Below are 12,032 nucleotides of genomic sequence, written 5' to 3' on the forward strand. Positions count from 1 at the left end.
TGTAAGCTCAGGCAATAACATGAGCATCTAGACAGCAAGAGCCTCCCGCAGCTGCAGGAGGCTCTTATAATCTGATATTATTGCTTATCGTGCGGCAACGGTCAGAGCCGCTTCTTTCTCGCGAACGAGCGGAATAACCTTCTCGCCGAACGCTTTCAAATCCTCTTCATAATGAAGGAATCCGGTTAAGATCAGATCGACGCCGATCCGTTTCAGCTCGATAATGCGGTCCGCGACCTGCTCAGCCGTGCCGATCAAGCCTGTCTTGAAGCCGTCATTGTATTGAACGAGATCCTCGTAGTTCGAATTCGCCCACATGCCCTCACGCTCCGGCGACGCTTTGCCCGCGAACTGGACTTGGCTGCGGAACCCTTCGACCGCTTCCGGGTCGGCATAGTGAATAATGTCTCGGAGCACCTGCCGCGCTTCCTCCTCCGTATCCCGTACGATGACGAAGGCGTTCGCGCCGAACTTCAGCTTGCGCCCTTGATCGGCCGCGAGCTTGCTGACCTCTTCGATCTGCGCGCGGAAGCCGTCAACCGTATTGCCGTTCATGAAATACCAATCGGACACCCGCGCCGCCATCTCGCGCGCAGCTGCCGAGTTGCCGCCTTGGAATACAGGCGGAACTGAAACCGGCTTCGGCTTGTGCGGTGCGGCGTTAATGCGGTAGAAGTCGCCGCGGAAATTCGTTTCTTCTTCTGTCCACAGCTGCTTCAGCACTCGAATAAATTCCTCCGAGCGGCGGTATCGCTCGTTATGATCGAGCCACGGCTCGCCGAACCCGTGAAACTCGCCCTTGAACCAGCCGCTGACGATATTAATCGCGGCACGCCCTTGGCTAATATGATCGAGCGTGGTGATCGCTTTCGCAATCGTACCCGGATGCCACAGCCCCGGCAGCACAGCGGCGATAAGGTTCAGCTTGTTCGTCACGGCAGCGAGAGCGGACGCCAAGCCGATCGCCTCCAGCTGATTCTCTGCGCCATAGCTGGCGATGAACCGTGTCTGCAGCAGCGCGTATTCGAAGCCGACCTCCTCGGCCAGCTTCGCATATTTGGCATTTTCCTGGAAGGACCATCCGGTACGCTGCGGAATTTTCGATATGACCAGGCCGCCGCTGACGTTCGGCACCCAATAAGCAAATTTCAATGACATGGCTTTCACCTCATTATTGAATGTATAAATCCAATGGGGCCTTTAGTTGACTAGTCGGCCATGTGATACATTTGTTACTTTGCGCTTACTTTCTCTTTCACGCGATGCTCCGGTACCAGATTGTTCGCAATGACTTCACCGAACGGACTAATGAACGCGCGGTCCTCCTCGCGCTTGCTGCCGCTGTACCCGAGCTTCGGAAACAGCAGCTCTGCTGTCCGATACGCTTCCTCCAGATGAGGATAGCCGGACAAAATGAACGTCTCGATGCCAAGCGCTTCATATTCCCGAATTCTCGCCGCCACCTGATCCGGATCGCCGACGAGCGCCGTGCCCGCGCCGCCTCTTACTAATCCGATGCCCGCCCATAGGTTCGGGCTGACGACCAGCTTGGAGCGGTCTCCATTATGCAGGCTGGACATCCGCTGCTGACCAACCGAATCCATACGAGCATATACTTGCTGAGCAGACGCAATCGTCTCCTCGTCCAAATGCTCGATCAGGCTGTCGGCCGCGCGCCAAGCCTCCTCCTCTGTCGGACGGACGATGACATGCAGCCGAATGCCGAACTTCATCTTCCGGCCGCGGCTTTCAGCGAGCTCGCGCATTTGCTTAATTTTGCGTTCGACTGCCGCCGGAGGCTCACCCCATGTCAAGTACACATCGACATGATCGGCAGCGACCTCCATCGCCGCATCGGACGAGCCGCCGAAGTAGAGTGGCGGATACGGCTTCTGAATCGTCGGATACAACACTGTACCTCCGCGCACCTTCAAATATTTGCCTTCAAAGTCGACCGGATCGCCGCCTTCCAGCTCCTTACGCCAGATCGTAAGAAATTCGTCGGTTAGCTCATACCGCTCATCATGTCCGAGGAATAAGCCATCGCCCTCCAGCTCGACCGGATCGCCTCCCGCTACGACGTTAATCAGCAGCCGACCGCCGGAGAACCGATCGAGCGTCGCCGCCATGCGGGCCGCCGTCGTCGGCAGCATCAAGCCTGGACGGGCTGCAACGAGAAATTTCAGCCGCTCTGTGACCGGGATCAGCGATGAAGCTACGATCCACGAATCCTCGCACGATTTGCCCGTTGGCAGCAGCACGCCTTCGAAGCCAAGCTCATCGGCTGCCTGCGCGATTTGCTTGCAATAGTGATGCGATACCGCCCTAGCTCCTTCGCTCGTACCTAGATAACGTCCGTCGCCGTGTGTTGGAATAAACCAGAATAGTTCCATATTTGTTCAGCCTCCCTATGCTTAACGTTTGATTAATATTTGTTAGTTAACGTTCGATGGATCATGCGCAATCTTCTATTCGCTTAACGCTCGATTAGAGCGGAGCCGGTTTACCTTTGCTGTTCTCCTTCAGCAGCTTCCAGATCGGGTCGGTCAGCGAGGCCTGATCGAACCGGTTATAATGGGCCGCGAGTCCCCGAATCGGATCACCTGCATAAAATTTCTCATACAGCAGGTGCCGCGCCCCCAGCGGACTGCCGATCAGATCCCAGGCGAGCTTGAACAGCTCGACCTTCTTCTCTGCGCTGACAGCTGCCCCTTCGAAATACAGATGCATCAACTTCGAGATCGGTCCGTAGAAATCTTCGGTATCCGAAGGCGTCTGGACGAAGCCGCCTGCGCCGACCTGCTGCAATATTTCGACCGCCCTCGGATAATATTTCGTACCGAGGCTGCGCGCCGTCTCGACGTACTGCAGATCCGGCACCAGCACACCCGACGCGTCAGCCTTCGCCTGCGTCTCGGCTGCAATGACGAGTGCCTTAATCACGTCGATCTGCGTCAGCAGCTCGCCAAGCTTCTCTTGAATATGCAGGAAACCGGTTACGCCGATCGCCTCCGCCACCGCGAAGGTGACGCCAGTAATAAATTCGAGCTTCGCTACGAAACGAACGACATTCTGATGGAACGCCAGCCCGTTAGCCGTCTTGTTCGCTCTAAGCTTGAGCACCTTGTCGGCATCACCATACAGCAGCACCCGCTCCCACGGAATAAGCACATCGTCGAAGAACAGCACGGCATCCATCTCGTCATAACGCGAACTGAGCGGATGATTTCTCTCGTTCGGATGCTGGAACGACTCACGGCAGACGATGTGCAGTCCCGGCGAATTAGCCGGCACGATCAGCACATGGGCATGCTTGCGGTGCTCGGACTGAAACTGCAGGAAAGAAAAAATAACAAAATCATGCGTATAAGGAGCTCCTGTCGCGATCATTTTGGCTCCCCGGACGATGATGCCCTCCGAGGTCTCGCGAACGACATGCAGGAATCGTTCAGCTATCCGCTTATCATCAAGTCCGCTCGAGCGGTCGATCTGCGGGTCGATGATTGCCGTCGTCAGGAATAAATCGTTATCCCTTGCCTGCTCGTAATAAGCGGATATTTTATCCGTGAACTGCGGGTCAAGCTCACGCAGCTGATGTCTTGCCGCATACCAGCCGGTTACCATTGACCGCGCATAGTCGGACAACCGGCTCATCATCCCGTTCGTCGCCGAGGACCAATGGGCGAACGAGCGGCTGCGCTGCGCCAGCTCCTCCGGCGAGTACGGCACGAGGAAGGAACTGTGCGCGTATTTGCCGGTCTCGGGTACGTAAAATCCTACTTTATCGCGTTCCTGCGGATCGTCCAGCATGTTGAACAAACCGCTGATCGTATTCAATGTCCCTTGAAACTCGGCATGTTCGGATACGCTCTTGATCGGTTTGCCTTCCAGCCATACGCTGCGCCCGTCGTCTAAGCTTGCCTTGAATCGTTCTCCCCTTGAGCTCATGCTGTTCTACCTCCACACTTATAATCTAAATTAATCCGATTGATTTTGTCTGCTATGTAGATTATGATAGCTCATATCCAATTTATATCAACAATCAATATTTTTTACTTTGGCGGTTATCCGACACTTCGACCAGTTATGTTCGCAATCTAGCGAATAACCAACAATCTATGAACAAGTGGCTGTTAGGAGTCTGTTGGATAACCAACAACAACGATCATGATGTCGGATACTGAGGAGGGATTCGATGAGTGACAATCGGGGAAAAGACCGACGTGTCGCGCGCACGCGGTCGATGATAGCAGACGCATTGATGGAAATTTTGCAACAAAAAACGTACGACGAAATCAGCATTACAGACATCGCGGAGCAAGCGGATATTAACCGGTCGACGTTCTATGCTCATTTTATTGATAAGGATGACCTGCTCAGCCAGCTCGTCTCGGAGAAGCTGGATGTGCTGAAGACGCTGCTCTACGATGCTGCTGCTTCGACAACAACGCCCAGCCGCGATTCCGCCGATCCAATCTTTACAACTCTTTTCCAGCATGTGATGGAGCAGCACCGCTTCTATTCGTTAATGTTAACCCGTTACCCCAACGGGCAGTTCCGATCGATGCTGACCACCCTGATCAAAGACAGCTTCTTCGTTCGCATCTCCAAGCTTGGACTGGATCAGCAGCTGCAGGTTCCGCTGGAGCTCCTGCTCGATTATGTCAGCTTCTCAACAGCCGGGATGCTGGACAAATGGCTGACGAACGAACGGGTGTACTCTCCTGATCATATGGGACTTCAGCTGACACGGCTTGCCGTGCTCGGCGTTTTTCCAGCGATGGGGGCTGTCTCCGCGCAGTCATAGACTCTCACCATACTTCCAAATACAAACGCGAATAAGCCGGCACCATCCTCATCCGCTTACGGATGACGGTGATGCCGGCTTTCCTTCGATTAGATCATCAAATTCTCGATCAGCTTGGCGAGCAATACAGCCGCCTCCTGCCGCAGAAGCGTATTGCCCGGCATATAATCAGCAGCGCCGCTGGCATCAACCTGCACCTCTGGTCCATACAAGCCGGCTGCGACGACGAACTGGACGGCCTCGTTCGCCCACGGAGACGGCGATGTGCTCAGCTTCGCCTGAAGCGCCGGCGCACCGAGCACATCGTGCGCGATGCGCCATATAATCGATGCCGCCTCTTGGCGCGTAATTGCGCGGTCTGGCTCGAACATCATGCCTGGCGTTCCGTTCAGTATGCCAAGCTCGGTAATCGTCTGAACCAATGCCGCCTGCGGATGCCCTTGCAAATCAGCGAAGACGACCGGATTATTCGACAGCTTCATGCCGGAAAGTCTAGCGATCATGCTGACGAAATCGGCTCTCGTAACGGCCGATTGCGGCTGGAACAAGCTCTTGCCTGCATCGTCGAATACTTCAAGTGCGCGCAGGAAGTAAATCGAAGCCGCATAAGGGCTGTCTGCTGCCAAATCATCGTAGACACCCGGCGTCCCCATCTTCTCCGACAGACTGTCCGGCATGTTGTAATAGAGATACTTGATATCCCCATCCTCATCCGCTTTGAAGACTGCCGCGGCGCCATTCTCATCCTCGAACACCAGAGAACCGACCGGTCTTAAGGTATGAGTACCATAGCTGTCGCGCACGGTCAGTATGCCGTCTTGCACCTCTACTTGCGATGCGAACAGCGGGGTTCTCAAATTGCGGTAAATCCCCGTAAATCGGGCTAGTTCATCGCTCGTAAGCGCAATAGAAGGCTTCGTCTCAGGCTTTGCCGGATAATAGTGATTCATGAATGCGGCAAAAAAATCTTCCCTCACGCTTGCGCTGGCATCACTGTTCACAATAACCATTCCGCCGACCTGCTGCTCCGGAAGCAGCCACATCCAGGAATGATAACCCGCCAGATCTCCGCCTTTACCGATAACGAATTGTCCGTTATGCACTTGATGGAGAAACGTCTCGAAGCCATAAGACATGATCGGGATGCCTGGCGCTGCCTCGTAATGGGTCTGCTGCATCAGCTTCTCCGTCTTCTCCTCCAGAATGCGGGCGTCGCCCAGCTTCCCGCCATTCAAATGCGCGATAATAAAATTGGCCATATCTGCACCGGTAGACAGCATTCCGCCCTCCGGCGCGATCGTCGGTACGTTCGGATAGACCGGATACGGCTCCTGATCGAATGTGTACCCGGTTGCAAGCTGTGCCGCAGTCTGTCCATTCACCAGCATCGTCGTGTGCTTCATCCCAAGCGGAGCAAAAATATGGCGGTCCACATACTGCTCGAACGGCTCGCCGGATACGTTCTGAACGATATAACCGAGCATCGTGTAGCCGAGATTGTCATAACGGTAAGCTTCACCGGGCTTGTACACAACCGTCGGTTCATTTTGCTTCAAATAATCCTCGAGCCCAATTTCTTCGCCTTGTCCACTTGCGTCCGTATAGTCGAAGCCAGCTGTATGGGTAAGAAAATGCTCGACGGTCACCGGAGTACCGGTATCATTCTTGATCCGAATATCCGGCATATAGGCAGCTACATCCTGATGCAGATCGAGCTTCCCTTGCTCAGCAAGCTGCATAGCCGCAGTCGCAGTGACGGCCTTCGTTATGGAGGCCATCCGAAACAGCGTCGTTTCCGGATCGATCGGCTTCTTGGCTGCGATATCTGCGTACCCATAGCCTTGATTGAGCAGTACTTGTCCATCCTTCACGATGACAACGAGCGCGCCAGCAAGCTTACTTGCTACCTCTGGCTTCGCGAAATAGCTGTCCACGAACGAGCGCACCTCCGCAGGATCGAAAGCGTCGGCAGAGGACGGAGCTGCAGCCGCTGCCAGAGCGTTATCTTGTACAGTAAGCTGCGACCGCATGGATGTTGAAGTCTGGCCAGCAGCAAGCGCGGCTTCCGCGCTGACGACTGCCGGAACAAGCAGTAGTGCGCTTGCTGTAATGGCCGCGAGTGTAATTTTCGTCGTCCTTAGACGGGATCGTTTATTGTTTCTCATCGTCTCACTCCTCACTACGATTAGGTCTATGTACCACTTAATGGTAGTAAATACAGTGAAGTTGATGAACCGTCCCCGGAACGAAAATAGCTCCCGCCTTTAGTCTAGGTAATTATTATTATTATTATTTCGGGCAGGCTGTCAGCCGTTTCATTTTGTTCTGGAATCGGAGACAGCCGTACAAAAGCAAGAGCAGTACGACGGCTTGCAGAATAGTGACGGAGAAGATGACGCTTGAAATAATCTCGGATGCGCGTTCATAACGGAACAAATTCATTAGGTTAAGGACAAGCATTGGGATATTGGCCAGTGCAATCCCAAATAACATAAGCTGTACTCTTTTCCACAAGTGGATCAATGAAGTTCTGTCGGTATAAATGTTATACGACTGGCCTTCAACATACGGCTTTCGGAAATAATGCCAGCCCAAGAACGAGCTCGTATGCTCCCAGCCCAAGTCCTCGAATAGAACTAGATAAGCGTCCAGCTCCTTACGGCTCTTCAGTTGATGATAGTCCAGTTTATAGACATATCGTTGGTTGACATCTGTCTCAAATCGATTGCGGAATAGTCCTGGTCTGACCAAATGAAGCCCCTGCGCCGACAGTTCCGTCAACCATGCCTCATCCTTCTCATAGTTCCATACAAATGATATTCGAGTACGATACTCGGTCTTGCCTTCTGTCACCTGCTTCATCTACTCTCCTCCTCTAGATTGCTCCATCGCTGCTCTACCGCTCTGCAGCAGCTCCTCCATCCGTTCCATCTCAGCCTGAAGCACGAGTCGGCCGCTGTCCGTAATGGTGTAATGCTTACGTCTCGAATCGGCGCTGTCTATATCCGGAGCATTGGCGATAAGCCCCTTCTTCTGCAGTGCACTGAGCGCTGTGTACAATGTTCCCGCACCAATCCGAACCCGTCCCCCGCTCATTCGCTCGACGTCCTGCATAATCGCATACCCATGAGCTTCTGCTGGATACAGCGCGACCAGTATGTAATAAAAGGCTTCGGTCAACGGCAGCCACTCGTGTACGCCCTCTTTCATCGTTCTACCTCTTCTGCCGCTATTGGCTATTTCTATTTATGTAACACGTAATATATCGACACTCAATATATAGAATATCGATATAATATTTTTTATTATATCAACTTTCAATATAGTGTAAACACGGAATCCTAACAAAAGCTGGCGCAAGATGCCTCCTGTTCGAGGCCTTGCGCCAGCTTTCGTTTGGCGGGATCAGCAGCCTTACGGTTGAAGCTGTTCCGCCTGCTGCAGCATCGTCTCATACTCGTCCGGTGTTTTGAACGCTGCAACGCATATCGGATCAATTCCGTTCTCCGCCAGCTCCGTCTCGCTGATCTCGCTCCATAAGAGCAGCTTCAGCAGCTCCGTCAGTTCTGACTCCCCTTGCTTCAGAACGGTCTCGATATGCGGCGCAGCCGCTCGATCGTAGATTCCATGCAGCGGATGAAGCTCGCCGTTCACGAGCGGTACGACGGCTTCAAAGCCATCCTTCTTCCGGTTGAACAGCAATCGGGCTGCTTCGTCGGAAATGAACGGCATGTCGCAGCCTACTGCCCACACCGAGGAATGCTTCGCCAGCGACAGCGCTGCATGCAGGCCGCCAAGCGGTCCAACTTCTTCGTAGAAATCGGTAATAATCCGAACCGAGCGATCAACCACCGGTAAGTATGGCTTCGGGTCATCTGTTACAATAATACACTCATCGCACAGCTTCGCCATCCGCTCCAGCTGCCGTACAATTAGCGGCTTCCCGCCAAATGGGAGCAGCGCTTTTCGCTCTCCCCCCATCCGGCGGCTCGCGCCGCCAGCCAATATGACTCCCGATAGCATTCTGTCCCTCCACCTTTCCGCATCATCTAGTCTCTACTTTAGCGGGATTCAGGCGGTCTGTAAGTGAAGCATGTCACACCCTCCCAAAAAAAATCAGGATGAAGCAGATCTTCATCTGCCCCACCCTGATACGAATATCTATAGTCTACTGTTACTGCATGGTCTCACATATAGATTAAGGAGCTACGCCCCATACAATCGTGCCGCCTTGCAGCAGCGTAATTTTGTTCCAATCGACGAAGGACGTTTTCGTGCCGTCGAACGAATAGTCGTTCGATTCGTTGAAGTTCGACCAGTCAGACTTCGAAATGCGGATTTGAATCTCGCCCGTTTGTCCGCCAGCTGGAATGGATCCCGCGCTGGAACTGAACGACAGCTCGAGATACGTATCGGCGTTCGTACCAGACGTGTTGACGAATGTCCGGTTCACGTTCGAAGCACCAATCTGAGCCCAATCTACATACGAGTTCAACGTTGCTGAGGAATCCTTCGTGAAGTAATAACGCAGCTTCACGTCGCTCAAGTTAACGGCAGTATTGCCCGTATTCTTAATGTTGAACGTCGCATAGATTTGGTTATCGTTCGCGTTGCCGTTATTTACTTTGTACTGTGCAACCAGCGAGCCCGTCGGAGGAGGAGTCGTACCGCCGCCACCGCCGCCGTTCGTACCCGTAGGCGTTGCGCTTACTTGCGATGAGTTCACGCTGGAGCCTGCACTATTGGATGCACTGACGACATAATAATACGGTCTGCCATTCGTTACATTCGTATCCGTATAGCTCGTCGATGTAACATTTGTCGCGATGTTCGTGTAAGGGCCGCCGCTGAACTCAGACCGTCTGACTGTATAGCTCGTCGCGCCGCTCGACGCCGACCAGCTAATCGTTACTTGACCGTTGCCCGCTGTCGCTGTCAAGCCCGTAGGCGCTGCAGGAGCCGTCGGATTCGTGCTGCCGCCGAGGTACTGTTTCAGCCATGTCAGCGCAGGACGCTCCGCGCCGGAGCTCGTGATCAGATGCGTATTGTCCGCCCACGTTTGTCCTTGGATATAGCCCCACAGCGTAATGCCTTTAACGTTAGGATGCTCCCACAGTACAGGGAACTTCGTCTGATAACGCGACAATTGCGTTGCATCGTCGCCCGTCATATCGAGCTCCGAAACGTAGATTGGAAGACCCGTCGCAGACAGCGTGTTCAGAATGCTGTTCATCGTGCTGACGGATACCTGATCCATATTGAAGTAGTGGGCTTGAATACCGATACCGTCAACCAGCCCTCTAGCTTTCAACAGATTAATGATATTTACATATTGAGCCGTAGCGTTCGGATCGCTGATGATGCCATACTCGTTAATGAGCAGCTTGGAGTTCGGGAATGCTTGTCTAGCTTGCTCGAACGACCAGATTACCCAGTCCCAGCCCGTCGAGCCGTCGCCGCCGATAGCGTTGCGGTACGAAGGCTTGGCGTGAAGCGGCTCGTTGACGACGTCTACGAATTCGGAGTCGCCGTAACGAGCAGCTGCAGCTTGAATCCATTGAATGACCTCTGCCCTCTGGTCTGCTGCGGACAATCCAGAGATCCAGCCTGGCTCTTGGCTTCCCCATACGAGGGTATGAAATTTGAAAGGTAAACCGTTAGTCTTGGCATAGTTGTATGCAAGGTCTGCCTGCGACCAGTTCATCGAGTTCCGGCTGCCCTCGACAGAGCCCCACTTCGTCGCGTTCTCCGGCGTAACCTGATTCCAATAGGTACCGAAGTTAGAAGGAACGCTGCTGGCGATAATGTTGCCTAGGAACTTAGAGCCCGATGTAAGGGCAGCGTCCGCCTTCTGCGCCTGGAATGCGAATACGGATGCAATCAGAGCAAAGGCAAGTAATAAATTCACTGACTTGGACTTCACGTTTAACATAATTCTCCTCCAATCCTTAGTGGAAAATATTATGTCTGACCTGTGAGCTCATCATCTGTCAGCCTGCTGAAACAACTTTGCCATCGGTCCCCCTTTCCTCTATCACTTTAAGATAGCGCTTACATTCTAATATTATAAGAGTCTCCTTCTCCAAAATGCACTTAGTAAAATATAGACATTTCTCCATAAATTATAGAATAATGAATCAGGAGCATCCTTGCCGCTAAGCACCTCCTTCACAATGAGCGAGCCGATCACACTAGCGGCCGTCGGAACTTGTGCACCGGTCAGCGTCACATCAACTGATTTCTCTCCTCCTGACGATTCGCTCAGCGTAACGTTATTTTTGATATTGCCGACAAGAGCATCGATCACCTACTCCAAGCCTTGCTGCAGCTCTGGATCGTCCCGATCATCTAAAAGAAACGAATAAAAAGATTAACAAAAAATGAACTCCCAACAGCCGCCAGGAGTAATGTCCGATAGAACAACAAAAAACCAGCAGATCGAACAAGGGATCTACTGGCCTTCTATTAATCGCTTCTTATTTAGTTCTAAAAGCGCCATTCGTCCGAATTAACTTAAACTGCTCGGCCAAATAGCGCGGGGAATACGGCATATCCTTACGCAGCCAAGAAACAATCGTGCCAATTAAAGCGGAGGAAGTATACCAAATCGCAATATCTTTCTGTATGCCGGCCTTGGTCAATTTGTCGCCTCCAAGGCGCTCGATCCGGTCTGTAATATTTTCTGTCAGCAGCCGAAGCAGCCGCTCCGTAAAAATCGGCGTTCGCCGCGAGCCTAGCACAACCTTATAAAATTTTGAGTTCTCGGCTATATGCTCCAACAGCTTCTCTAGCAGCGGCCATTCCCCTTCGTGTTGATGAATATAACCTATATCAGCGGCTCCATTCAATAACTGCGATAGTTTGTCCGTCATCTCGTCCGCCATCTTGTCCATCATATCCGGAATGTCACGGTAATGCAGATAGAAGGTGACTCGATTGATCGTTGCGCGCTCCGCGATCCGATTGACCGTTATTTTCTCAATCTCCATCTCTTGCAGCAGTTCAACGAAGGCGTCCCGGATCAGCTGACGTGTCCGAATAATCCGAGGATCAGTCGCCTGCTTTCGATTCTCCATACCGTTCCAATCCTTTCACTCGAAATATACGACAATTCCATCTATGTGTGTCGTATATCGTTTACTTAATTTGCATTTTATCATTGTTCTGTTGATTAATATACATATCCAACAAAAACGTCGCTTGTAAACCTTTGGGATCAGTATAT

General features: G+C 52.6%; 11 protein-coding genes. 1 reads left to right on the forward strand and 10 read right to left on the reverse strand.

What is annotated here, in order from left to right; translation table 11 throughout:
• Positions 1–84: 84 nt before the first annotated feature.
• From sfnG to PXY01_RS17000, 3 genes are all read right to left on the reverse strand, one after another.
• Positions 85–1,158, reverse strand: a complete 1,074-nt coding sequence (gene sfnG / locus PXY01_RS16990) for a dimethylsulfone monooxygenase SfnG (protein ID WP_127571455.1) — start codon at positions 1,156–1,158, stop codon at positions 85–87.
• Positions 1,159–1,232: 74 nt separating this feature from the next.
• Positions 1,233–2,393 (reverse strand): FMNH2-dependent alkanesulfonate monooxygenase, encoded by a 1,161-nt coding sequence (gene ssuD / locus PXY01_RS16995; protein WP_127571457.1) that lies wholly within the window; start codon positions 2,391–2,393, stop codon positions 1,233–1,235.
• A 94-nt stretch (positions 2,394–2,487) separates the two neighbouring features.
• Complete coding sequence (locus tag PXY01_RS17000) at positions 2,488–3,948, reverse strand: 4-hydroxyphenylacetate 3-hydroxylase family protein (RefSeq protein ID WP_127571459.1); 1,461 nt, start codon at positions 3,946–3,948, stop codon at positions 2,488–2,490.
• A gap of 247 nt (positions 3,949–4,195) precedes the next feature.
• Here PXY01_RS17000 and PXY01_RS17005 point away from each other — a divergent pair, with 247 nt between their 5' ends.
• Positions 4,196–4,807 carry a TetR/AcrR family transcriptional regulator gene (locus PXY01_RS17005; protein WP_127571461.1) on the forward strand — a complete coding sequence of 204 codons (612 nt, stop codon included), beginning with the start codon at positions 4,196–4,198 and terminating at the stop codon, positions 4,805–4,807.
• An 89-nt stretch (positions 4,808–4,896) separates the two neighbouring features.
• Here the strand turns inward: PXY01_RS17005 and PXY01_RS17010 are convergent, their stop codons facing one another.
• The 7 genes from PXY01_RS17010 to PXY01_RS17040 all read right to left on the reverse strand — a co-directional run bounded on the left by PXY01_RS17010 (position 4,897) and on the right by PXY01_RS17040 (position 11,883).
• The gene (locus PXY01_RS17010) at positions 4,897–6,972 is read right to left on the reverse strand and encodes a serine hydrolase domain-containing protein (protein WP_127571463.1); all 2,076 of its coding nucleotides are present in this window, start codon (positions 6,970–6,972) and stop codon (positions 4,897–4,899) included.
• Positions 6,973–7,096: 124 nt separating this feature from the next.
• Complete coding sequence (locus tag PXY01_RS17015; protein ID WP_127571465.1) at positions 7,097–7,669, reverse strand: DUF2812 domain-containing protein; 573 nt, start codon at positions 7,667–7,669, stop codon at positions 7,097–7,099.
• Complete coding sequence (locus PXY01_RS17020; protein WP_127571467.1) at positions 7,670–8,017, reverse strand: PadR family transcriptional regulator; 348 nt, start codon at positions 8,015–8,017, stop codon at positions 7,670–7,672.
• A gap of 204 nt (positions 8,018–8,221) precedes the next feature.
• Positions 8,222–8,830, reverse strand: coding sequence for a molybdenum cofactor guanylyltransferase (gene mobA, locus PXY01_RS17025; RefSeq protein WP_127571469.1), 609 nt, complete (start codon positions 8,828–8,830; stop codon positions 8,222–8,224).
• A 175-nt stretch (positions 8,831–9,005) separates the two neighbouring features.
• A complete protein-coding gene (locus PXY01_RS23460; RefSeq protein WP_307719392.1) occupies positions 9,006–10,739 on the reverse strand; it encodes an endo-1,4-beta-xylanase in 1,734 nt (577 codons plus the stop codon).
• 132 nt (positions 10,740–10,871) lie between these two features.
• Positions 10,872–11,114: a hypothetical protein gene (locus PXY01_RS17035; RefSeq protein ID WP_127571471.1), complete on the reverse strand. Its 243-nt coding sequence runs from the start codon at positions 11,112–11,114 to the stop codon at positions 10,872–10,874.
• A gap of 169 nt (positions 11,115–11,283) precedes the next feature.
• Complete coding sequence (locus PXY01_RS17040; protein WP_127571473.1) at positions 11,284–11,883, reverse strand: TetR/AcrR family transcriptional regulator; 600 nt, start codon at positions 11,881–11,883, stop codon at positions 11,284–11,286.
• Positions 11,884–12,032: the final 149 nt, after the last annotated feature.

The organism is Paenibacillus xylaniclasticus (assembly GCF_004001065.1).
Classification (GTDB): domain Bacteria; phylum Bacillota; class Bacilli; order Paenibacillales; family Paenibacillaceae; genus Paenibacillus_T; species Paenibacillus_T xylaniclasticus.